The sequence below is a fragment of the Streptomyces sp. NPDC004266 genome (assembly GCF_042874095.1).
Classification (GTDB): domain Bacteria; phylum Actinomycetota; class Actinomycetes; order Streptomycetales; family Streptomycetaceae; genus Streptomyces.
In genome coordinates, this window is the sequence record NZ_JBIAMM010000003.1 from 397,204 (window position 1) to 419,088 (window position 21,885).

The following is a 21,885-nucleotide window of genomic DNA, read 5'->3' on the forward strand; positions in this document are numbered from 1 at the left end:
TCCCGGCCGCGGGGCCGGGGGACGGTGCGAGGGCGGCCGGGGGACTAGACGTCCAGCTGGTCGGCGACCGCCCGCAGCAGGCCGGCGATCTTCTTGCCCGCCGCCTTCTCCGGGTAGCGGCCGCGCTCCAGCATCGGCGTGATGTTCTCCAGGAGCGTCGTCAGGTCCTGCACGATGGACGCCAGCTCGTCGGGCTTGCGGCGCTGCGCCGCGGCGACGGACGGGGTCGGGTCGAGGATCGTGACGGACAGCGCCTGGTCGCCGCGCTGACCGGCGACGACCCCGAACTCCACCCTCTGCCCCGGCTTCAGTGCGTCGACTCCGGCGGGGAGCACCGACGAGTGCACGAAGACGTCGCCGCCGTCGTCGCGGGAGAGGAAGCCGAAGCCCTTCTCGCTGTTGAACCATTTGACCTTGCCGGTAGGCACGTCTGTCCTCGTCCTCGTCCTCGTCGATGGGGATGGCAAACGGCGGGTCGTCGACCGACCCGCCGGAACCAGGCTAATGGTCAGGAGGCCGGTGACAAGACGCCGCCGACGTGTTCCTCCGGCCTGGGAACTACCCTGGCCGAATGCGTAGTGAAACCCCCGCCGTGCCGGTGGACGACAGTGCCCCGGGTGACGGACTGGTCAAGGCCGGTGTGGTCCTCTTCGCGGTCGGCGCGATCGCGACGCTGGTCACCGTGGCCCCGCTGCTCCTCGGCACGGAGCCGTTCCCCACCGTCGCGTACCTCGTGTCGATGCTGATGGGGGTCGGATTCCTCGTCGCCGCCGCCGGGCTCCTGCGCTCGGTCGCGGCCCAGCGGCGGCAGGCCCGGCGGGCTTCGGCCGTTTCGGCTCAGCCGCGGTAGCCCTCCCACCAGGGGCGGAAGTCCGTCAGGTCCGGCAGGACCACGTCCGCGCCGGCCGCGGCCAGCTCCTCGGCGGGGCAGGGACCGGTCGCGACGGCCACCGAGTACGCCCCCGCCGTGGCGGCTCCCCGGACGTCGCCCACGTGGTCGCCGACGTACACCCCGGCGCCGTGGGCGCGCAGGGCCTCCGCCTTGCCCTCGGCCCACAGGCCGCCGGCGACGGCGTCGGGCTCGATGCCGAGGTGGGCGAGGTGCAGCTCGGCGTGCGGGCCGTTCTTCGCGGTGACGACGATCGTGCGGCCGCCCGCCTCGCGCACGGCCTCGATGGCGTCCCGGGCGCCCGGCATCGGGACCGTGGGCCCGATCGCGTACGAGGGGTAGAGCGCCCGGTAGCGGGCGGTCATCTCGGTGACGTGCTCCGCCGGGAACCAGTGCGCCATCTCCTGCTCCAGCGGCGGCCCGAGGCGGCTCACGACGAGGTCGGCGTCGATCGGGACGCCGACCTCGGCGGAGAAGGCCACGAAGGCCGCCTTGATGCCCGGGCGGGTGTCGAGCAGGGTCAGGTCGAGGTCGAAGCCGACGGTGAGCGGGTTCGTGGGCGGGAGCGGCGCGGCCGGCGTGGTCGTCATGGACCCATTGTCGGGGTACCCGGGGGCCAGGTGTTCGAATGGGGGCGCTGCTTAGACTGAGGTGAGCCTAACCAAACCTGCACTCCGCCGATGGGGCCCGATGCCAGCCGCTTTCCGAACCAGACGGGTCCTCGCGACCTCGGCGGCCCTCGTCGCCCTGCTCCTCGCCGTCCTCCTCAGCCTCGCCGTCGGCGCCCGCCCCGTCGCGCCCTCCACCGTCCTCGACGCCCTGCTGCACGGCGCCACGGGCGACGACGCCGAGGTCGTCCGGCAGCTCCGCGTCCCCCGCACCCTCATCGGGCTGATGGTCGGCGCCGCCCTCGCGCTCGCCGGCACCGCCCTCCAGGGCATCACCCGCAACCCGATCGCCGACCCCGGCATCCTCGGCATCAGCCAGGGCTCCTCCGTCGCGGTCGTCCTCGCCATCGCCTTCCTCGGCGTGCACGAGCTCAGCGGGTACGTGTGGTTCGCCTTCGCCGGCGCCGCCCTCGCCTCCGTCGCCGTCCACGCGATCGCCTCCGGCGGGCGCGGCGGGGCCACGCCCGTGAAGCTGGCGCTCGGCGGGGCCGCGGTCAACGCACTGCTGCTCTCCGTCACCACCGGCGTGCTCACGACCAGGGCCTCCGCCCTCGACGAGTTCCGGTTCTGGCAGATCGGCTCCCTCGACGGCCGCGACACCGAGATCGTCGGCCAGATCTGGCCCTTCCTGCTGCTCGGCGCGGTCCTCGTGCTCTCCGTGGCGCGCGGGCTCGACGCGCTCGCGCTCGGCGAGGACGTCGCCAAGGGGCTCGGACAGCGCGTCGCGACCGTACGGATCGTGGGCGGCCTCGGCGCGACCGTCCTCACCGGCGCGGCCGTCGCCGCCGCCGGCCCCGTCGCCTTCGTCGGCCTCGCCGTCCCCCACATCGCCCGCGCGATCGTCGGCTCCGACCACCGCTGGGTCCTGCCGATGGCGGCGCTCGTCGGCCCGGTGATGCTGCTGGTCGCCGACGTCGCCGGCCGGATCGTCTTCCCGCCGGGCGAGATCCCGGCCGGGGTGACGACGGCCCTGATCGGGGTGCCGTTCCTGGTGACGCTGGTGCGCCGGAAGGCGGTGGCCGCGTGAGTACGACCCTCCAGGGCCCTTCCGCGAAGGGCCCCTCCGCGAAGGGCGCGGCCCCTGCCGGAGTCCGGCCCGCCGGGTACGGGCTCCTCCGTGTCGGGCCGGTGTCCTTCCTCGTCCACCGCCGCTCCGCCCTCGTCGCCACGGGCCTCCTGGTCCTCCTGGCCGCCGCCTGCGTCGCGTACCTCTGCGTCGGCGAGAGGTTCGTCGCTCCCGGCGAGGTCGTGGGAATCCTCCTCGACCGGCCGTCGCCGTCGACGTTCGTCGTCGAGGAGCTGCGCGAGCCGAGGCTCGTCGTCGCCCTCGCCGTCGGCGCCGCCTTCGGCATCGCGGGCGGCCTCGTCCAGACCGTCGCCCGCAACCCCCTCGCCAGCCCCGACATCATCGGCATCAGCCAGGGCGCCGGAGCCGTCACCGTCGCCGCGATGACCTTCGGCCTCACCTCGTACACCGTCCTGCCGTACGTCTCCGTCGCGGGCGGCGTCCTCGCCGCCGCCCTCGTGTACGCCTTCGCCTGGCGCGGCGGACTGCACGCGACCCGCTTCGTGCTCATCGGCATAGGCATCGCGATCGCCCTGCGGTCCCTCATCACGCTCTTCATGACGAAGGGCGACTACCTCGTCGCCCAGCAGGCCCAGATCTGGATGACCGGCTCGCTCAACGGGCGCGGCTGGGACGAGTCCGCGCCGATCCGCTGGACGCTGCTCCTCCTGCTGCCCGCCGTGCTGTGGGCCGCCCGCGCCCAGCGGACCGTCTCCCTCGACGACGACACGGCGACCGCGCTCGGCGCACGGCTCGGCGGGGTCCGGCTCGGGCTCGTCGCCGTCGGCGTCGTCCTCGCGTCGGTGGCGACGGGCGTCGCCGGACCGGTCGACTTCGTGGCCCTGCTCGCCCCGCAGATCGCCCGCCGCACGACCCGGACGGCGCAGATCCCGCTGCTCTGCTCCGCGCTCACGGGCGCGGTGATCGTGGTCGTCGCCGACCTGCTCGGCCGACGGCTGTTCTCCCCCGTCGAGCTGCCCGTGGGCGTCCTCACGGCGGCGGTCGGCGCCCCGTACCTGATCTGGCTCATCGTCCGGAGCCGAACCGCTGGAGGCAAGGCGTGAGCAGACTGCAGGCCCGCGAGCTGACGCTCGCCTACGAGGACCGGACCGTCGTCGAGGAGCTCGACCTCGCCGTCCCCGACGGCAAGGTGACCGTGATCGTCGGCCCCAACGCCTGCGGCAAGTCCACCACCCTCCGGGCGCTCGGCCGGCTCCTCAGGCCGGCGGGCGGCGCCGTCCTCCTCGACGGGGAGTCGCTGGCGAAGCTGCCGACCAAGCGGATCGCCCGCTCGATCGGCCTGCTGCCGCAGACCCCCGTCGCGCCCGAGGCCATCACCGTCGCCGACCTGGTGTCTCGGGGCCGCCAGCCGCACCAGGCCTGGTGGAAGCAGTGGTCGGAGGAGGACGAGCGGGCCGTCGCCGACGCCATGGAACGCACGGACGTCGCCGCGCTCGCCGACCGCTCCGTCGACGCGCTGTCGGGCGGGCAGCGGCAGCGGGTGTGGATCGCGATGGCCCTCGCCCAGGAGACCGACCTGCTCCTCCTCGACGAGCCCACCACCTACCTGGACATCTCCCACCAGGTGGAGGTCCTCGACCTGGTCCGCCGCCTCAACCGGCTGCGCGGCCGGACCGTCGTCCTCGTCCTCCACGACCTGAACCAGGCCGCCCGGTACGCCGACCACCTCGTCGCCATGAAGGCGGGGCGGGTGGTCGCGGAGGGGGCGCCGTCGGAGATCGTCACGGCGGAGCTCGTACGGGACGTCTTCGGGCTCTCCTCGGTCGTCGTCCCCGACCCGGTGACGGGGTCGCCCCTGGTGGTGCCGGGGGCCCCGTGGCACGCGGAGAACCAGGTCCCCGGCTGACCCGGAGATCGCCGGACCCTGCCCGCTTCCGGGCCCGCCCGCGTAGGGCCCGGGCCCGGCGGGGCGGTGTCCACCCGGTACCCGCCGTGTGGGCGATCGTCCCGCTGGGCGAGGGGGTCCCCTCGAGCGAAGCCGAGAGCTTGGGGGAGGGTGGGCACACGGGACGGCGCCCTTCAGCGGCGCCCCCGCGTTCCGTGCCCTGAGCCGCACCGACAGCGGCGGCGCACAACGGGGTGCGGGTCAGGGCACAGCAGCCTGGGCCCGGCAAGGGGCGCCGTTCCGTTGTGCCCACCCGTTCCGCCCCTTGCGGAACGCCTGCCCACAACGGGGGGCGCGGGACGGCGCCGCCCCGCCGTCAGTGTCTGCGGGAGCGCCAGAGGAGGAACAGGGCCGAGGCGATCGCCGCGCCCCGGAGGACCCAGGGCCACGTCTCGGAGACCGCCGCGCCCATCGCCTCCCCGCCCGGCGCCACCGCCTCGCCCCAGCGGCCCTCGACCCTGCCCCACAGCCAGACGATCCCGGTCGCGGCGCTGAGGCCGGGGATCACCAGGACAGCGCCCTTGACCTCGCCCGGGGTCAGCCGGCGGGAGGCGTACGCGAGGAGCCAGCCCGCCGCGAGGGCGACCAGGGAGCCGAAGACGGCGCCGCCGAGCAGGAGCAGCGCGGCGAGCAGGACGAAGGGGTTCGCGAGGCGGCCGCGGGGCGCCGGCCCCGCCTCGGCCGGCTCCCCGGAGGCCGGAGCCGGGGCCGGGGCCTTGCGGAGCCGGAGGATCCGCGCCAGGCGGCGGGCCTTCCCCGGCGCGGGCTCCTCGGCCCCGTCGTCCTCCTCCTCCGGCACGGGCGGCGCGAAGAGGTCGGGGCGCTCGATGCCGCCGACGAAGCCCAGGAACCCGGAGTCGCCGGCGTCGCCCGCGGCGTCGTCGGTGTCGTCGGCGTCGTCGGTGTTCCTGTGCCACCAGTCCGCCGCCCCGTCAGGCCCCCCGTCGGGACCGCGGGTGTCCTGCGCCGGGATCGCGGAGCCCGACGCGCCCGCAGCCGGGGGCGGATTTCCCGAGGAATCGCGGGCGCCCCGGCCCGCGCCCTCGGCCTCGGCCTCGTCCCCCTCCCCCGCGCGCGGCCCCGGCATCCGCCGGCTCCCCGGCGGCCCCGCCCGGTCCACGACCTCGTCCGGGGTGCCCAGGGCGCCGAGGATGCCCCGTACCGCCGTCGGGCTCTCCTCGCCGTGCGTGGCGCGTCGGCGGTCGATCTCGCTGCGCAGTCCGGACACGAGCTTCATCCGGTCGCTCGCGGGCAGCTGACGCTGCTGGGCCAGATCGCCGACCCGGCTCAGATAGTCGTAGACCAACTGGTCGCTCTCGATCCCCACGGCGCCCCTCCACGGCCGGTCCACCCGGTACGGCCCGACGTTAGCGCCTGGACAGCGGCTAACGTGGTCCGGATGGGGATCGGTGAGCTCGACCGGGAGGCGCACGTGCCCGAAGCAACCAGCGCCGGCGCGGCGCCGCGCACGCTCGCGGAGGCGCTGCGCGCGCGGGGCGACGAAGGGCTCGCCGCGCTGCTGCGCGCCCGGCCGGACCTGCTGAGTCCCGTACCGAACGACCTGACGCAGCTGGCGACCCGCGCGGGCACGCGGGGTTCGGTGGTGCGGGCGCTCGACCGGCTCGACCGGTTCGCCCTCCAGACGGCCGAGGCGCTGGCCGTCGCCCCGGATCCCGCCCCGTACCCCGTGCTGCTCGCGCTGCTCACCGGTGACGAGGGCGATCCGGAGATCGAGGCGGCGCTGCCGGGCACGGTGGCGCTGCTGCGCGAGCAGGCCCTCGTGTGGGGCGAGGACGACCGGCTGCGGCTGGTGCGGACCGCACGGGAGCTGCTCGCGCCCTCGCCGCAGCATCCGTCGCCGACCGGGCTCGGCCCGACGGTCGCGGAGGCGACGGCGGGGATGTCGCCGGGCCGGGTGCAGGAGATCATCGCGACGGCCGGGCTGCCCGCGACGCACGATCCGGTGTCGGCGGTGGCGGCCCTCACGGAGCTGTTCACCGACCGGGCGCGGATGGGCGCGCTGCTCGACGAGGCGTCCCCGGAGGCCCTCTCCGTCCTGGACCGGCTGGTGTGGGGTCCGCCGTACGGCGAGGTGACGGCGAATCCGGCGCCTCCGGTGCGCTGGCTGCGCGACCGGGGGCTGCTGCTGCCGGTGTCGGCGCGGACGATGGTGCTGCCGCGCGAGGTGGCCCTGCACCTGCGGGGCGGACGGGCGCACCGGGCGCCGGAGCCGGTGGCGCCGGTGGTGGAGGTGGCGCGCGACTACCGTCCCCAGGTGGTGGACAGCGCCGCCGCCGGGCAGGCGTACGCGACGCTCGCGACCGTCGAGGAGCTGCTGAAGTCCTGGGACCAGGGCGGCCCCCAGGTGCTGCGGGCGGGCGGGATGTCCGTGCGGGACCTCAAGCGGACGGCGGTGGCGCTGGACGTGACGGAGCAGCTCGCCGCGTTCTGGCTGGAGCTGTGCTTCGGGGCGGGGCTGCTCGCCTCGGACGGGGAGGCGGACGAGCGGTACGCGCCGACGCCCGCCTACGACGACTGGCTCGACCTGCCGCCGGCCGAGCGCTGGGCGCTGCTCGTCGCGCCCTGGCTCACGGCGACCCGCACCCCGGGCCTGGTGGGCGGCCAGGACGCGAAGGGCCGCACGCTCGCCGCCCTCGGCCCGGACCTGGACCGCGCGCCCGCGCCGGAGGTCCGCCACCGGGTCCTGGAGCTCCTCGCGACCCTGCCGCCGGGCGCCGCGGCGGATCCCGGGACGGTGCTGGCCCGGCTGCGCTGGGAGCGGCCGCCGCGGGGCGCCGCGCAGCCGGCCCCGCCGCGCGCGCCGCAGGCCGCGGCCGGGGCGGACGAGACCCCCGGGCCCGCTCCCGAGGCCGCCGGTGATCTGCGGTCCCGGCTCGCGCGGTGGACGCTCGCCGAGGCCGAGCTGCTGGGGCTCACGGGCCGGGGCGCGCTCGCGTCCCCCGCCCGGGCGCTGCTCAACCTGCCGCTCGCGGAGGCCGCGACGCCCACCGACCACGGGGGCCGGGTCGAGCTGTCGGTGGCCGCCGGGCGGGCGGCGACCCTGCTCGCGCCGCTGCTTCCGGAGGCCGTCGACCACGTGCTGCTCCAGGCCGACCTGACGGCCGTCGCGCCCGGACCGTTGCGGCGGCCGCTGGCCGACGCGCTCGCGGTCCTGGCGGACGTGGAATCGAAGGGTGGCGCGACGGTGTACCGGTTCACGCCCGGTTCCGTGCGGCGCGCCCTCGACTCCGGGCGGTCGGCCTCCGACCTGCACGACTTCCTGGCCGCGCACTCCCGGACGCCGGTGCCGCAGCCGCTCGCGTACCTGATCGACGACGTGGCCAGGAGGCACGGCCACCTGCGGATCGGGGCGGCCTCCGCGTACGTGCGCTGCGACGACGACACCGTGCTCGGCGAGATCCTGGCCGACCGGCGCTCCGCCGCCCTGGGCCTGCGCCGCCTCGCGCCGACGGTGCTCGCCGCGCAGACGGACCCGGCGTCGCTGCTCGACGGGCTGCGGTCGATGGGGTACGCCCCGGCCGCCGAGTCCGCCGAGGGCGACGTCCTGGTCACCCGCGCCGACGCGTACCGCACGCCGGCCCGTACGGCCCCGGTGCCCGTCCCGGACGGGCCGCCGGCGCCCGACGCGACGCTCCTCGGCGCGGCGGTGAAGGCGATCCGGGCGGGCGACCGGGCGGCGACGGCGGTGCGGAAGGAGCCCGCGGCGCCCGCTGCGTCGGCGGGCGGCCTCCCCCGCACCTCGGCGGCCGAGACCCTGGCGACGGTCCAGGCCGCGGCGATGACGGGGACGGCGGTCTGGATCGGCTACGTCAACGCGGAGGGCGCGGCGAGCCAGCGGGTCATCGCCCCGGTCCGCGTGGAGGGCGGCTTCGTGACGGGCTACGACCACACGGCCGACGAGGTCCGCACGTACCCCCTGCACCGGATCACGGGCGTGGCGGAGCTGGCGGACGACCAGGTGTGACGGGGGCGGCCGGGAGGGTCCGCGCTCCGGCGCGGGCCGTCGAGCGCGTCCATGCTGCACACTGGAGGATTGGCCGTTACGGGAACGGCCAGGTGCCGGAAGGACCGCATCACACGTGAATGGGCCACTCATCGTCCATGCGATCAAGCTGGGTGCACATACATAGCACGTTGGGGCAGGTAGCGGATAGGCCCACCTGGAAAAGAGCGCGCTAAGCGCGCTTCACGCTCTCGGGCGGGACCAGCCACTCACGGCCCCACCCTCTGGCCACAGGAACGCTGTAGGGCGCTTCCGGCGCTCGCCCGGCAGGCCGGCGGGGTCCTCGTGGTCCGGAATCACGTCGCGCAGGATGCCGGCCCGTCCCGCGCCATCTTCCACGCGTCGCCCGATGTCCTCTGCGGTGACCATCAATGCCCCTCGGGGTGCCGCCGCATGAAGACGTTGCAGTCGGACACCGTGGCCATGTCGCCCCCGGCACGGGCGCGGGAGCGCACGTTGGCCAGCTCGATGCATCCCGCGCACCCGTCGACAGGGTCCGGCTCCCGATCCAGGTTCAGCGGCAGTTCGACAGGCGTAGCGCTGTATCGCGTGGGCTCACTCATGGCGCGATGGTCGCGCCGGTCGTCAGGACGGAGGAACCTCGTACGTTTCCCACTTTGGGACGTCCTACCACGTGTAGAACGTCCCTGGGAACGTCCGAAATCCGAGGGGGCGCAGCATGTCCAACGAGCGACTTCGAACCGTCATGGAGGCAGGTGGCTGGACACATGCGGCCTTGGCTGGCGTCACAGGTGTCGACCCCAAGTCCGTGGAACGGTGGGTCAATCTCGGGCGTACTCCGCGCCGGGCAACGGCGCTGGCGGCAGCGGAAGCGCTCGGGGAAGACGTGCATGCCCTGTGGCCGGCACTCCGGCAGGCGCGTGCCGCGCGTGCTGTCAGCCCCGAACTCGTCGCTCTGTACGGACAGCGGGCGGATCTCCCCGTGTCGGTCTTCGTCGATCTCCTCTCCCAGGCGCGGCAGCGGATCGACGTGCTGGTGTACGCGGCCGTCTTCCTGCACGAGGCGTACCCCCGCCTCAACGACCTCCTGCGCGAACGGGCCGACGAGGGCTGCACGATCCGCATCGCGGTGGGTGACGCCGACGACCCCAACGTCCGGCAGCGCGGACGGGAAGAGAAGTTCGGCCACGGCATCGAGTCCCGCTGCCGACTCGCGCTCCTGCATTACCGGCCTCTCGCGGACGTACCGGGAATCGAGCTGCGCACCCATGGAACGACCCTCTACAACAGCCTGTACCGCGCCGACGATCAGATGCTGGTCAACGCGCACGTGTGGGGCGTCAACGCCTACGGTGCGCCCGTGTGGCACCTCCGGCGCCACGGCGACGGGGGCATGTTCGACACCTACGCGGGGAGCTTCGACGCCGTATGGGAAACGGCCCGCCCCGTGGAAGGCTGAGCGCCGTGGCCCGAACCGAGTACTACGACGATCCCGACGCCCCCCGGCCGAACAGCCTGGTCGTGGCAGCCTCTGCCGTCGTCACCGATGAGGACGGCCGCGTACTTCTCCAGCGGCGCCGGGACAACGACTTGTGGGCGCTGCCGGGCGGAGCCATGGACATGGACGATTCCCTCCCCGGCACGGCCGTGCGAGAGGTCCAGGAGGAGACCGGTCTGGATGTCGAGATCACGGGACTCGTCGGCACGTACACCGACCCCCGCCATGTCATCGCGTACAGCGACGGAGAGGTACGCCGGCAGTTCAACGTCTGCTTCACCGCCCGGGTCGTCGGCGGCACCCTGGCCATCTCCGACGAGAGCACGGAACTCCGCTTCGTGGCGCCAGAAGAACTCGATTCGCTTCCGATGCATCACACGCAACGGCTGCGTATCCAGCACTTCCTGGAGCACCGCGCCGCCCCGTACCTGGGATAGGGCTACCGGTCGCGGTGGCGTCACTCCCCCAGCCGACTACGTGCACCGGCCAGCAGTTCATCAGGAGTAGAAGCCCTGGCCGTAGTCCTCCCGCCTCAGAGTGAAGTCGTCCGGACGATCACGACGAAGCTCCTCGTATCGCTGCGCGAAGATGTCGATCGCTTCATGAAGCGTGCAGTCCAATGCTTCGCGGATCGTCATGAGCGCAAAGATGATCCTTTGCTCCAGGATGTCGCGGTCCAGACTCTCGGGCAGATGCTCCATGGTGCCGTGACCCTACCCGGCACGGATGGCCAACCCCCGGGGCAGGGGATAACTGCCCACGGAAACCCCCTGATCAGCCACGCGAGAGTTTCCGCTCCCACACGCGCAGCGTGCGTGGCTCACCCTCAGCGGCGCAGGGCTGCGATGGCGCAATGACGGATCGAGCCCTAGCTCTGTTTTTCTCTTATTTTTCTATGTGCAATCAAAAAAGTAGGGAGAACCGTCATTCCGTCATCACCCTGCCGTTGAGAGGGCAGCAAACCGGCGGCACCCCCTGGGAGCGCGGACGGCCCGCCGCCAGGGCTTCCCCAGCAACGGGCCGCGAACAGTCGCCAGGAGAGCTCAGAACAGCTCAAGCATCTGAGCCGCTGCGCGCTGCACGACCGCTTCGACGTCCTTGCCGTCGGCGTCCGCCCGGCGGATCTCGCCGTCCTCGCCGAAGTAGACCGCGAGGCGGGAAGTGTCCAGTCTCGGGCCGCCCTTGCGGGACATGCCGACCTCGACGTACGCCCCCGCGTTCAGCAGCAGATCGCGCTTGCCCGCCGTGTCCGCGTCCTTCCAGAGCTGTGCGTGAGTCCGGCCGGTCGGAACCGCCTCCACGCCCGCAGGCTTCGCGGTGCGCTGCTTCTCGTTCAGCGAAGCCAAGCGTTCCTCCAGCTTGGCGTACTGAGCCGCGTACCTCGTGGCACCCTCCTCACCCTTGAACAGGCCACGGTCGTACCGGTCCTTCTCCAGGTCCTCCAGCGCTTCCCTGGCCTGCCGGATCTGCGGGCGGAAGTCCTCGCCCACGTGCTCCACCATGCGCACCACGGGGAAGGCGCCGAACTTCTCCAGGAACAGCGCCGTGACGTGCTGTTCCATGCCCTCACCGGCGATGCTCACGCCGTAGCAAGTCAGCTCCGCGCCTGCCTGCCGGGCCTTCAGCCGGCCGATGCACCGATAGCGGATGCGCCCCTTGGCGACGTACGTGTACATGCGGTTGTGGCACACCGCGCAGTAGACGATCCCCCGCAGCAGCGCCGTTCCCTCGCGTCGCCGGTCGCCCGGATTGGCTCGCCGGCTCAGCTCGTCCTGCAACGCCTGCCAGGTGTCCATGTCCAGGATCGGCGTGCGGTTGACCAGCGGCAGCCCGTCCGTCATCAGGATCGGCTTGCCGTCCTCGATCACCTGCCCCAGCAACTGAGGGTTGCCGAGAAGGCTGCGCAAGGTGGAGGGGTACCACCGCTTGGAGTCGCTGCGCTTGCCCGTGGTCTGCCGCGACGAGTGGCCGGGCGACGGCTTGTCGGACTCCGTGAGGTCCACCGCGATCTTGAGCAGCGAGTCCTTGTTGAGGACCCGTTCCACGATCTCGCGAATCGTCTTCGCTTCCTCGGGGTTGACCTCCAGGATCTTCCCCGCGCCTTCGGGGTTGGGGGCCACCCGGTACCCGTACGGCACCCTGCCGCCCGTATAGCGGCCCTCCCGCCGCAGGTGTTCATGGGCGCTGGAGACGCGCATCCCGATGGTGTCGGACTCCAGCTCTGCGAAGACCGCGATCACCTTCGCCATGGCGCGCCCCATGGAAGAGGTGAGGTCCAGCGGCTCACTGGCGGACGCGAGAGCCACGCTCTCCGCCTGGGTGACCTTCATGATCTCCGCGAAGTCCACCGTGGAGCGGGCCAGGCGGTCGATCTTGAAAAACACGATCACGTCGAACTCGGCGAGACGGGCCAGGATCCGCTGAAGCCCGGGACGGTCCAGGCCGCGCGAGTAGCCCGAGACGTCGATGTCCTCTTCCACGGCTATGACCTGCCAGCCACGGGCCGCGCACAGAGCCTCACAGGCCGCGCGCTGACGCTCGGGCGAGGTAGAGTTTTCTGTTTCCCGCGAAAGGCGGACATAGATGGCCGCGCGCATTCCCGACGCGTTGGCCGGGACGCCCTTCGGGCGACGGGCACGGGGCATGGCCCTTGCCGTGGCAGGCGCAGATGTGGTGTCTGTCACAACGCGATCCTATCCCTGGAGGTATGTGTGTCCTGCCTGATCGTCCAGAGCGACAAGACGCTGCTCCTGGAGGTCGACCACGAGCTCGCCGAGGCCTGCCGTCGGGCCATCGCGCCGTTCGCGGAGCTGGAGCGGGCGCCGGAGCACATCCACACCTACCGGGTGACGCCGCTGGGGCTGTGGAACGCGCGGGCCGCGGGGCACGACGCCGAGCAGGTCGTCGACGCGCTCGTCGAGCACTCGCGGTATCCCGTGCCGCACGCGCTGCTCGTCGACATCGCCGAGACCATGGCCCGGTACGGGCGGCTCACGCTCTCCAAGCACCCCACGCACGGGCTCGTGCTGACCACGACCGACCGGCCCGTCCTGGAGGAGATCCTCCGGTCGAAGAAGGTGCAGCCGCTGGTCGGGGAGCGGATCGACGCGGACACCGTCGTCGTGCACCCCTCCGAGCGCGGGCAGATCAAGCAGACGCTGCTGAAGCTGGGCTGGCCGGCCGAGGACCTCGCCGGGTACGTGGACGGGGAGGCGCACCGGATCGACCTCGCCGAGGACGGCTGGTCGCTGCGGCCTTACCAGAAGCAGGCCGTCGACGGCTTCTGGCACGGCGGCTCCGGTGTCGTCGTGCTGCCCTGCGGCGCGGGCAAGACGCTGGTCGGGGCCGGGGCGATGGCGCAGGCGAAGGCGACGACGCTGATCCTGGTCACGAACACGGTCTCCGCGCGGCAGTGGAAGCACGAGCTGGTGAAGCGGACCTCGCTCACCGAGGACGAGATCGGCGAGTACAGCGGTACGCGCAAGGAGATCCGTCCGGTCACCATCGCCACGTACCAGGTCCTGACGACCAAGCGGAAGGGGATCTATCCCCACCTGGAGCTCTTCGACTCCCGGGACTGGGGGCTCATCGTCTACGACGAGGTGCACCTGCTGCCCGCGCCGGTCTTCAAGTTCACCGCCGACCTGCAGGCGCGGCGGCGGCTCGGGCTGACCGCGACGCTCGTGCGGGAGGACGGGCGGGAGTCCGACGTGTTCTCGCTGATCGGGCCGAAGCGGTTCGACGCGCCGTGGAAGGAGATCGAGGCGCAGGGGTACATCGCGCCCGCCGACTGCGTCGAGGTGCGGGTGAACCTGACCGACTCGGAGCGGCTGGCGTACGCGACGGCCGAGGCGGAGGAGAAGTACCGCTTCTGCGCGACGACGGCGACGAAGCGGAAGGTGACGGAGGCGCTGGTCAAGAAGTTCGAGGGGCAGCAGATCCTCGTCATCGGGCAGTACATCGACCAGCTGGACGAGCTCGGCGAGCACCTGGACGCGCCGGTGATCAAGGGCGAGACGTCGAACGCGCAGCGGGAGAAGCTGTTCGACGCGTTCCGCAACGGCGAGATCAACGTGCTCGTGGTGTCGAAGGTCGCGAACTTCTCGATCGACCTGCCGGAGGCGACGGTCGCGATCCAGGTGTCGGGCACCTTCGGGTCCCGCCAGGAGGAGGCGCAGCGCCTGGGCCGGGTGCTGCGGCCGAAGGCGGACGGTCACCAGGCGCACTTCTACTCGGTGGTCGCGCGGGACACGATCGACCAGGACTTCGCGGCGCACCGGCAGCGCTTCCTGGCGGAGCAGGGCTACGCGTACCGGATCGTGGACGCGGACGAGCTGCTGGCGCCGTAGCCGGTCGGTCCATGAGCCCGGAGGACGACTCCGGCGGCCCCGAGGGCGTACCGGGCGACGACCGGGGCCCGGCGAGGCGCGGTCGCGGGGTCGGTGGGCATCGTCATGGCCCGATCACATCAGGGCGCCCCGGGCCCGCCCAGGCGTCCCCGTGCTCCGTCGGGGTCGGGGGCGTACTGGGGGCGGGGGTCCTTGACGCCCGCCTCCGGCGGGCCGTAGTCGCCCAGGAGGGCCACCGAGGCCGCCGCGCCGCCGAAGGCGCGTATCGCGCGGAGGGCGGTGGCGAGGCGGTGGGGGCGGGGGGCGGTGGCCGCCCGGGGGGAGGCGGCCCCTGTGGTCGTCGTCGGGAAGGCCGTCGCTGCGGAGAAGGTCGTCGCTGCCATGCCTCCATGATGGAATCCGGACATTGCGGATACATCGGCCTGGGGGTGGAACCCCTGTCCCCCTCGCGTCGGACCCCTTCCCCTAGGGGAAAAGGATTCGCCCCGGCCGACCGCCGGAGCTACACTCGTCGGCTTCCCCGCCTCCCTCCGTGGAGCGCCGCCGCCCGGTCGGAAACCGGCGGCCACTCCGTCGTGTCCGCGTATCCACCTGCCCGGAGGCCTCACCGTGTCCGCATCCGACCCGCTCGCGCGCGAGCGCGCCCATCTGACCTCGTCCCGCGCCGCGCTGCGCGCGATGCGCGAGGACGTCGAGGCGCTCGACATCAAGGACGTCACCGCGAACTGGGTCAACTCCCTGGTGCTCGGGCGGCAGATCGAGGACCGCATCAAGGCGCTCGCGGACCTCGCCGACACCCCGCTCTTCTTCGGGCGGCTCGACTACCTGCACACCACGCAGGAGGGGCAGCGCTTCTACATCGGGCGGCGGCACGTGCACGACGCGGACGGCGACCCGATGGTCATCGACTGGCGCGCGCCGGTCTCGCAGCCGTACTACCAGGCCTCGAAGAAGGACCCGCAGGACGTGGGCCTCCGGCGCCGCTTCGGCTACACGGGCGGGGAGCTCACCGCGTACGAGGACGAACACCTCTCCGACCCCGAGGAGCTGGAACACACCAGCCGGCTCCTCCAGGCGGAGATCGAGCGGCCCCGCGTCGGCCCCATGCGCGACATCGTCGCCACCATCCAGCCGGAGCAGGACGGGATCGTCCGCTCCGACCTGTCGGGGACGGTGTGCGTGCAGGGAGGCCCGGGGACCGGCAAGACCGCCGTGGGCCTGCACCGTGTCGCGTACCTCCTCTACGCGCACCGGGAGCGGCTCGCCCGCACCGGCACCCTGGTCATCGGGCCGAACCGTTCCTTCCTGCACTACATCGAGCAGGTCCTGCCCGCGCTCGGCGAGATGGAGGTCCAGCAGGCGACGGTCGACGACCTCGTCGCGCACGTCGAGGTGCGGGGCACGGACGAGGCGGCGACGGCGGTCGTGAAGGGCGACGCGCGGATGGCGGAGGTGCTGCGGCGGGCGGTCCGCTCGCACGTGACGCTGCCGACGGAACCCCTGATGGTGGTGCGCGGTTCGCGTCGCTGGCGGGTCCCGGCGTACGAACTGGAGGAGATCGTACGGGAGTTGCTCGGCCGCGACATCCGGTACGGCGCCGCCCGCGAGGCCCTGCCGCAGCGCATCGCGCACGCCGTCCTGGTCCGGATGGAGGAGGCCGGCGAGGCGCCCGACGACCGCGTGCAGAACGCCGTGGCGCGGAACACGGCGGTGAAGGCCGTCGTGAAGGAGTGCTGGCCGCTCGTCGAGCCCGCCAAGCTGGTGCTGCGGCTCCTGAGCGACGCCGACTTCCTCGCCGAGCACGCCGAGGGGCTGCTCACCGAGGACGAGCAGAAGCTGCTGCTGTGGACGAAGCCGGCGCGGAGCGTGAGGACGGCGAAGTGGTCGGCGGCGGACGCCGTCCTCATCGACGAGGCGCGGGACCTGGTGGAGCGGACGCACTCGCTCGGGCACGTGGTCCTCGACGAGGCGCAGGACCTGTCCCCCATGCAGTACCGGGCGGTGGGCCGCCGCTGCACGACCGGCTCGGCGACGGTCCTGGGCGACCTGGCGCAGGGCACGACGCCGTGGGCGACGGAGAGCTGGGCGCAGGCGCTCGGGCACCTGGGGAAGCCGGAGGCCGTGGTGGAGGAGCTGACGGCCGGTTTCCGCGTGCCGCGCGAGGTGATCGCGTACGCCTCGCGGCTCCTTCCGCACATGTCGCCGGGGCTCGCGGCGGTGGAGTCGGTCCGGGAGAACCCTGGCTCCCTGGAGGTCCGTCCCAGCGACGCGCTCGACGAGGACGTCGTCGCCGCCTGCGTGGAGGCGCTGGCGCACGAGGGCTCGATCGGCCTGATCGCCGCGGACGCGCGGATCGCGCCGCTCGCGGAGGCGCTGGCGGCGGCCGGTCTCGCGCGCCTCTCCCCCGGCGAGGAGACGACGGCCGAGTCCCGGCTGACGCTGGTCCCGGCCTCGCTCGCGAAGGGTCTGGAGTACGACTACGTGGTCCTGGACGAGCCGGCGGCCGTCGTCGACGGCGAACCGGACGAGCGGACGGGCCTGCGCCGGCTGTACGTGGCGCTGACGCGTGCGGTGTCGGGCCTGACGGTCGTTCACTCGGCGCCGGTACCGGCCCAGTTGGGCGTCCTGTGAGCCGCGTCGGGTCCCTGCACCACGTCGAGCTGTGGGTGGCCGACCTGTCCCGGGCCGAGCGGAGCCTCGGCTGGCTGCTCGGGGCGCTCGGGTACACGCCCTTCCAGTCCTGGGAGGGCGGCCGCAGCTGGGCGCTCGGCTCCTGCTACCTGGTGGTGGAGCGGTCCCCGGCCCGTACGTCGGACGAGCACGACCGCCTCCGTCCGGGCCTCAACCACCTGGCCTTCCACGCGGGCGACCGGGCGGCCGTGGACGCCCTCGCCGCCGAGGCCCCGGCGCACGGCTGGCGGCTGATGTTCGCCGACCGGCATCCGTACGCGGGCGGCGAGGGCCACTACGCGGCGTACCTGGAGAACGAGGACGGGTTCGAGGTGGAGCTGGTGGCGGGCTAGGGCCTGTCTTTCGGATCAGGCAGGGCTCGCGTACTCGGGGAGCGCCGCGGACCACGCGCGGTGGGCGACGGAGGCCAGGACCTGGTTCTTGCCCCGGTAGTGGTGCTCGGTGACGATGCCCCAGCACAGGGCCCAGCCGCGGCCGCGTGCCCAGGTGGCGTCGTCGACCTCCGCGGCCTCGCGGAAGAGGGGGCGGGTCTCGGGGGTGAGCAGGGTCCAGGCGACCATGAGGTCGACGGCCGGGTCGCCCGTACCGGCGCCGCCGAAGTCGATGACGGCGTGGAGGCGTCCGCCGCGGGTGAGGAGGTTGCCGGGCAGCAGGTCGCCGTGGAGCCAGACGGGGGCGCGGTCCCACTGCGGCAGCCGGAGGACCGACTCCCACGCCTCGCGGGCGGCCGCCGCGTCGAGGACGCCGTCGGCCCCGAGCTCCCGGACGGCGCCGGTCATGGCTCCGCCTTCCCAGTCCGTGACGCCGCCGCCCCGGAAGGACCTCGGCGCCCCGCTCGTGTCGACCCGCCGCAGCGCGGCACCGAAGCGGCCCAACTCGACGGCCGCGTGGGCGAGATCGGCGATCGGGGTGCGGTAAGCGTCGTCGCCGTCGAGCCAGGCGAAGACCGACCACGACCGGTCGTACCCCTCGCCCGGCACTCCGCGCCCGACCGGCACGGGCACGGGCAGGGTCAGGTGCGGCGCGAGGCGGGGCAGCCACTTCTGCTCCTTCTCGGCCTGCCCGGCGGCCCATTCGGCCTTCGGCAGCCGTACGGCGTACTCGTCGCCGAGCCGGAACATCGCGTTGTCGGTGCCGGCGGAGTCCACCTCCCGCACGGGAAGTCCCGCCCAGTCCGGGAACTGGGCGGCGATCAGCCGCTCGACGAGGCCGGTGTCGATGGCGGGGGTCGTCATGCGGGCGACGCTAGCGGTCGAGCACCTTCCGGACCACGGGGTTTCGGCTCCTTCGGCCTGTCCAGGATCAGGTCGCCGGCGCGGGCGAGGACCTCGACGCGGGTGCGGCCGTCGTGGTCGGCGGCGAGGAAGTGGTGGCCGATGGCCACGCAGAAGGCGAGGAGGGAGCGGGCCTCGACCTCGTCGGGGTCGGCGCAGAAGGTGCCGATCATCTCGCGGAGCAGCTCCATGCGCCGGTTGTCGACGCGGCGCAGCCGGGCGGCGACGGTCTCGTCGCGGCGGGCCCAGTCGCGGACGGCGAGGTCGATGGGGCGCAGCCGGTCGCCGGAGAAGGTGAGCATGCCGGCGAGGGTGATGAGGTCCCTCGGGTCGCCGTCCGCGTCCTGGCGGACGCGGTCGATCACCTGGTCGGCGGCCTCCCGCTCCCAGGTGTCGAGCATGGCGGCGAGGAGGGCGTCGCGGTCGGCGAAGTGCCCGTAGAAGCCGCCCTTGGTGACGCCGAGTCGCTTGGCGAGCACTTCGACGCGGACGGCGTCGGGGCCGCCGTCGGCGAGGACGGCCAGTCCCTCCTCCACCCATCGTTCGCGCGGTGTGCGTGCGGCGCCCACGGTGTGTCCTCCCTCACTCGTCGACCGGATGTACGCCTCCGTACATCTGGTCTGGCATCGTTGGCCTCGTCGTTATACGCAAGCGTATAGAACGCAGGGGAAAGGTGGCGGCGGTCATGAGACTTCCCGTCGGCGAGCACACCGGTCGGCCGTGGCGGATCCACGCGTACGTCCCCGACTTCACGACCCTGGACGTCTGGTCCTTCCGCACGCCGGGCGCGGGGCCCGACGACTTCCCGCGCGTGCTGGCGGCGATCGCGGCCGGCGCCGGCCTGTCGGAGCAGTCCGGACCGGCCCGCTTCCTGTTCGCGGTGCGCTGGAAGCTGGGCGCCCTGCTCGGCTGGGACGACCCGGAGGCCGGCCTCGGCCCGCGCGTCCGCTCGCTGCGCGAGCGCATGCCGGAGGAGCTGACGGCGACGGCGGACCCCACCCCGGGGCCCGGCCCGTTCGTCCCGCTGTACGAGCTGCCCGACGAGTGCGCCCGGGAGCTGGCGAACAAGACCGTCCACGGGGTCCTGCACCTGGGCTGGGTGGAGACGCCCGGTGGCGGCCACGAGCTCCGCATGGCGGTCCTGGTCAAGCCCAACGGCCGCCTGGGCCGCCTCTACATGGCCCTGATCGCGCCCTTCCGGCACGCGATCGTCTACCCGGCGATGACCCGCGCGTGGGAAGCGGCCTGGCGCGACCGGGAGCGACCGCTCCGGTAGCGGCCACGGGGCGGCCGGGGGCCACGGGGTGTCCAGCGGCTACGGAGCGGCCGGCGGCTACGGGGCGGCCGGCGGCTACGGGGTGTCCAGCGCCTCCCGCCACGTGCGGACCGTTTCCGCCGCGACCGGGTGCGTCCAGCCCCTGGGGCGGGCGGCGCCGCCGATGTGGAAGGCGCTGAGGCCGGCGGCGCGGAGGGTCGGCAGGTGGTCGAGGCGGAGGCCGCCGCCGACGAGGATCTGGGGTTCGTAGCCCGGTTCGCCCGCGCGGGCGGCCTCGGCGCGGAGGGTCGGCAGGCCGTCGTCGACGCCGGTCGCCGCACCGGCCGTCAGGTAGGTGTCGAGGCCGGGCAGGTCGGCGAGGAGCTTGCGCAGGCCGTCGCGGTCGGCGGCGCGGTCGATCGCCCGGTGGAAGGTCCAGCGGCAGCCGTCCAGGACGGCGATCAGGCGCTCCGCCGCGACCAGGTCCGGCTCGCCGTCGGGGGTGAGGAAGCCGAGGACGAATTCGGTGGCGCCCGCGGAGCGGAGCTCCTCGGCCCGGCCGACCAGGGCGTCGACGTCGCCGGCCGCGAATCCGTCGGCGAGCCGGAGCATCACGCGCAGCGGGATGTCCACGGCGGCCCGGATGGCGGCGAAGGACGCCGTGGACGGCGTGAGGCCGTCCGCCGCCATGTCGGTGACGAGTTCGAGCCGGTCGGCGCCACCGGTCTGGGCAGCGACCGCGTCTTCCTCGTCGAGGGCGATCACCTCAAGGACAGCACGGTTGCTCATCGAGCCCATTCCTCCATGAATGACGGCTACAGGTCTAGTCCAATGTCCAGACTAGCGGTGGGCGTGGCCTCCCGCATCGTGCCCCGCCCCACCCGTTCCACTCGCCGCCGGGGCGGGGGCCGCCGGGGCCGCCCCCGTCGCGCCCGCCTTCACCGTGAAGGCCGCCGTGCGGACCTTCCCCTCGTGCTGGAAGTCGAGGAAGAGGCGGTACGTGCCCGCGCTGGGCGCCGTCGCCGTGAAGGAGACGTCCGGGCCGGGACCGCCCTCGTTCGGGTGCACGTGGAGGTAGGCCAGGTCGCCGTCGCGGAGCGCGACGAGGTGTCCGTACGCGCCGAGGTACGGCTCCAGGTCCGTGACGGGCTTCCCCGCCTTGGTGACGGTGAGCCTGAGCTCGCCCGCCTCGCCCGGGTCCAGGACCCCGCCCAGGCGGACCTGGTAGCCGTCGACCGTCGCCGTCGGGGCGACGGCGGGGAGCGGCTTCGGGGCGTACGCGCCCGGGACGGAGAGGTCGGCTCCGAGGGTGACGCCCCGCGCGCCCTTCACCGCGGGCTTGAAGTCGGCGAAGGCCTTGTAGCCGCCGGCCGCCGGCAGGTCCGCGTCCACCGTCCAGGTGCCGTCGGCCGCCTTCACGGGGTGCAGGTGGCGGAAGGTGTTGAGGTCGCGCGAGGCGACGATGAAGTGCAGCTCCTTGCCGTGCTCGGTGGTGAAGGCGGTGACCTTCCTGCCGGACGCGTCCTTGACGGAGAACCTCAGGGTGCTGCGGCCGACGGCGGGGGTGGGGGTCTCCAGGGCGAGGGTGTAGCCGTCCTGGGAGACCTGGAGGCCGCCGGGGAGGTCCGGGGCGGCGGCCGTCGCGCCCTCCTCGTGGCCCGCGTGGCCGTCGACCCCCTCCTTCCGCGGCTCCTGTGCCGCGTGCTCCCCGTGCTCCGCCTTCGCCGGCTCCTCGACGGGGCCGACCCCCTTGCCGACCCCGTACGCGGTCCCGAAGGTCGCGGCGAGCGCGGCGGCAAAGGCAGTGATCTTCACTCCGGTGTTCATGACTGCTCTCCCGTACGTGGGCGGCGTGGGCATTCGTGCGTCCGATGCACTTCACCATACCCCTGGGGGGTATCAAGTCAAGTCGACTCCACACTTGCGCGGGATACCACCGGGGGGTATACATGGACTCGTTACCAGATACCCCCCGAGGGTATCTCCGAGAGGAATCGACCGAGGAGGAAGCCATGGGCTCCTGCTGCACCCCCGACAACAGCTGCTCGACCACGGAGACCACCGCCGCCGTCGCGGTCGCCGACAGCACCGTCACCGTCTACGCCGTCTCCGGCATGACCTGCGGCCACTGCAAGAGCGCGATCACCAAGTCCGTCGGCGCCCTCGACGGCGTCCTCTCCGTCGACGTCGACGTCGCCGGCGGCCTGGTGACCGTGACCACCGGCGGCGAGCCCGACGACGCCGCGATCACCGCGGCCGTCGACGACGCGGGCTACGAGCTGACCGGCCGGGCCTGATCCGCCG

The 21,885-nt window shown here is 73.3% G+C and carries 23 protein-coding genes; 12 read left to right on the forward strand and 11 right to left on the reverse strand.

The genetic code is table 11. The features are described 5' to 3' along the window. Positions 1-44: 44 nt before the first annotated feature. On the reverse strand, positions 45-428 hold the full coding sequence (locus tag ACFYUZ_RS09835; protein ID WP_030694234.1) for a cold-shock protein: 384 nt from the start codon (positions 426-428) through the stop codon (positions 45-47). A gap of 143 nt (positions 429-571) precedes the next feature. Between ACFYUZ_RS09835 and ACFYUZ_RS09840 the strand changes: the two genes are divergently transcribed. Then, a complete protein-coding gene (locus ACFYUZ_RS09840) occupies positions 572-850 on the forward strand; it encodes a hypothetical protein (protein WP_389307368.1) in 279 nt (92 codons plus the stop codon). On the opposite strand, the gene ACFYUZ_RS09845 is transcribed toward ACFYUZ_RS09840, so the two are convergent. Continuing rightward, positions 838-1,479, reverse strand: coding sequence for an HAD family hydrolase (locus ACFYUZ_RS09845; RefSeq protein ID WP_389307369.1), 642 nt, complete (start codon positions 1,477-1,479; stop codon positions 838-840). The genes ACFYUZ_RS09840 and ACFYUZ_RS09845 overlap by 13 nt on opposite strands. A gap of 100 nt (positions 1,480-1,579) precedes the next feature. On the opposite strand from ACFYUZ_RS09845, the gene ACFYUZ_RS09850 reads away from it, so the two are divergent. Genes ACFYUZ_RS09850 through ACFYUZ_RS09860 form a run of 3 tightly spaced genes read left to right on the forward strand, consistent with a single transcriptional unit; the run spans position 1,580 to position 4,490 of the window. Then, the gene (locus ACFYUZ_RS09850) at positions 1,580-2,584 is read left to right on the forward strand and encodes a FecCD family ABC transporter permease (RefSeq protein WP_389307370.1); all 1,005 of its coding nucleotides are present in this window, start codon (positions 1,580-1,582) and stop codon (positions 2,582-2,584) included. Then, positions 2,581-3,687 (forward strand): FecCD family ABC transporter permease, encoded by a 1,107-nt coding sequence (locus ACFYUZ_RS09855; protein ID WP_389307371.1) that lies wholly within the window; start codon positions 2,581-2,583, stop codon positions 3,685-3,687. Before ACFYUZ_RS09850 ends, ACFYUZ_RS09855 begins: the two co-directional genes overlap by 4 nt. Beyond that, positions 3,684-4,490, forward strand: a complete 807-nt coding sequence (locus tag ACFYUZ_RS09860; RefSeq protein ID WP_389307372.1) for an ABC transporter ATP-binding protein — start codon at positions 3,684-3,686, stop codon at positions 4,488-4,490. Before ACFYUZ_RS09855 ends, ACFYUZ_RS09860 begins: the two co-directional genes overlap by 4 nt. Before the next feature lie 355 nt (positions 4,491-4,845). On the opposite strand, the gene ACFYUZ_RS09865 is transcribed toward ACFYUZ_RS09860, so the two are convergent. Next, positions 4,846-5,856, reverse strand: a complete 1,011-nt coding sequence (locus ACFYUZ_RS09865) for a hypothetical protein (RefSeq protein ID WP_389307373.1) — start codon at positions 5,854-5,856, stop codon at positions 4,846-4,848. A gap of 72 nt (positions 5,857-5,928) precedes the next feature. On the opposite strand from ACFYUZ_RS09865, the gene ACFYUZ_RS09870 reads away from it, so the two are divergent. Beyond that, a complete protein-coding gene (locus ACFYUZ_RS09870; protein ID WP_389307374.1) occupies positions 5,929-8,514 on the forward strand; it encodes a helicase C-terminal domain-containing protein in 2,586 nt (861 codons plus the stop codon). 407 nt (positions 8,515-8,921) lie between these two features. Here ACFYUZ_RS09870 and ACFYUZ_RS09875 read toward each other — a convergent pair whose 3' ends face one another. Beyond that, positions 8,922-9,116: a hypothetical protein gene (locus ACFYUZ_RS09875; protein WP_031132883.1), complete on the reverse strand. Its 195-nt coding sequence runs from the start codon at positions 9,114-9,116 to the stop codon at positions 8,922-8,924. A gap of 116 nt (positions 9,117-9,232) precedes the next feature. On the opposite strand from ACFYUZ_RS09875, the gene ACFYUZ_RS09880 reads away from it, so the two are divergent. After that, positions 9,233-9,973 (forward strand): helix-turn-helix domain-containing protein, encoded by a 741-nt coding sequence (locus ACFYUZ_RS09880; protein ID WP_389307375.1) that lies wholly within the window; start codon positions 9,233-9,235, stop codon positions 9,971-9,973. Positions 9,974-9,978: 5 nt separating this feature from the next. After that, positions 9,979-10,449 (forward strand): NUDIX domain-containing protein, encoded by a 471-nt coding sequence (locus tag ACFYUZ_RS09885; RefSeq protein ID WP_389307376.1) that lies wholly within the window; start codon positions 9,979-9,981, stop codon positions 10,447-10,449. 60 nt (positions 10,450-10,509) lie between these two features. Here the strand turns inward: ACFYUZ_RS09885 and ACFYUZ_RS09890 are convergent, their stop codons facing one another. Together ACFYUZ_RS09890 and ACFYUZ_RS09895 are read right to left on the reverse strand one after the other, a co-directional pair. Continuing rightward, a complete protein-coding gene (locus ACFYUZ_RS09890) occupies positions 10,510-10,713 on the reverse strand; it encodes a hypothetical protein (protein ID WP_389307377.1) in 204 nt (67 codons plus the stop codon). A gap of 342 nt (positions 10,714-11,055) precedes the next feature. Then, positions 11,056-12,609, reverse strand: coding sequence for a recombinase family protein (locus tag ACFYUZ_RS09895; RefSeq protein ID WP_389307378.1), 1,554 nt, complete (start codon positions 12,607-12,609; stop codon positions 11,056-11,058). Positions 12,610-12,723: 114 nt separating this feature from the next. Here ACFYUZ_RS09895 and ACFYUZ_RS09900 point away from each other — a divergent pair, with 114 nt between their 5' ends. Continuing rightward, positions 12,724-14,361 (forward strand): DNA repair helicase XPB, encoded by a 1,638-nt coding sequence (locus ACFYUZ_RS09900; RefSeq protein ID WP_389307379.1) that lies wholly within the window; start codon positions 12,724-12,726, stop codon positions 14,359-14,361. 119 nt (positions 14,362-14,480) lie between these two features. Here ACFYUZ_RS09900 and ACFYUZ_RS09905 read toward each other — a convergent pair whose 3' ends face one another. Next, on the reverse strand, positions 14,481-14,744 hold the full coding sequence (locus ACFYUZ_RS09905) for a hypothetical protein (protein ID WP_389307380.1): 264 nt from the start codon (positions 14,742-14,744) through the stop codon (positions 14,481-14,483). Between the two features lie 226 nt (positions 14,745-14,970). Between ACFYUZ_RS09905 and ACFYUZ_RS09910 the strand changes: the two genes are divergently transcribed. Together ACFYUZ_RS09910 and ACFYUZ_RS09915 are read left to right on the forward strand one after the other, a co-directional pair. Beyond that, the gene (locus ACFYUZ_RS09910) at positions 14,971-16,992 is read left to right on the forward strand and encodes a HelD family protein (protein ID WP_389307381.1); all 2,022 of its coding nucleotides are present in this window, start codon (positions 14,971-14,973) and stop codon (positions 16,990-16,992) included. Next, entirely contained in the window at positions 16,989-17,384 is a 396-nt protein-coding gene (locus ACFYUZ_RS09915) for a VOC family protein (RefSeq protein ID WP_389307383.1), read from the forward strand. The genes ACFYUZ_RS09910 and ACFYUZ_RS09915 overlap by 4 nt, the downstream gene beginning before the upstream one ends. Positions 17,385-17,399: 15 nt before the next feature. Here ACFYUZ_RS09915 and ACFYUZ_RS09920 read toward each other — a convergent pair whose 3' ends face one another. Together ACFYUZ_RS09920 and ACFYUZ_RS09925 are read right to left on the reverse strand one after the other, a co-directional pair. Continuing rightward, entirely contained in the window at positions 17,400-18,287 is an 888-nt protein-coding gene (locus tag ACFYUZ_RS09920) for an aminoglycoside phosphotransferase family protein (RefSeq protein ID WP_389307384.1), read from the reverse strand. Next, positions 18,284-18,895, reverse strand: a complete 612-nt coding sequence (locus tag ACFYUZ_RS09925) for a TetR/AcrR family transcriptional regulator (RefSeq protein WP_389307385.1) — start codon at positions 18,893-18,895, stop codon at positions 18,284-18,286. Before ACFYUZ_RS09925 ends, ACFYUZ_RS09920 begins: the two co-directional genes overlap by 4 nt. Before the next feature lie 116 nt (positions 18,896-19,011). Between ACFYUZ_RS09925 and ACFYUZ_RS09930 the strand changes: the two genes are divergently transcribed. Then, the gene (locus ACFYUZ_RS09930; protein WP_389307386.1) at positions 19,012-19,602 is read left to right on the forward strand and encodes a DUF2867 domain-containing protein; all 591 of its coding nucleotides are present in this window, start codon (positions 19,012-19,014) and stop codon (positions 19,600-19,602) included. 75 nt (positions 19,603-19,677) lie between these two features. On the opposite strand, the gene ACFYUZ_RS09935 is transcribed toward ACFYUZ_RS09930, so the two are convergent. Both ACFYUZ_RS09935 and ACFYUZ_RS09940 read right to left on the reverse strand, forming a co-directional pair. After that, positions 19,678-20,370, reverse strand: a complete 693-nt coding sequence (locus tag ACFYUZ_RS09935) for a copper homeostasis protein CutC (protein ID WP_389307388.1) — start codon at positions 20,368-20,370, stop codon at positions 19,678-19,680. 51 nt (positions 20,371-20,421) lie between these two features. Then, positions 20,422-21,408 carry a hypothetical protein gene (locus ACFYUZ_RS09940; RefSeq protein ID WP_389307389.1) on the reverse strand — a complete coding sequence of 329 codons (987 nt, stop codon included), beginning with the start codon at positions 21,406-21,408 and terminating at the stop codon, positions 20,422-20,424. 185 nt (positions 21,409-21,593) lie between these two features. Here ACFYUZ_RS09940 and ACFYUZ_RS09945 point away from each other — a divergent pair, with 185 nt between their 5' ends. Beyond that, positions 21,594-21,878, forward strand: a complete 285-nt coding sequence (locus ACFYUZ_RS09945; protein ID WP_389307390.1) for a heavy-metal-associated domain-containing protein — start codon at positions 21,594-21,596, stop codon at positions 21,876-21,878. The last annotated feature ends 7 nt before the right edge of the window (positions 21,879-21,885 follow it).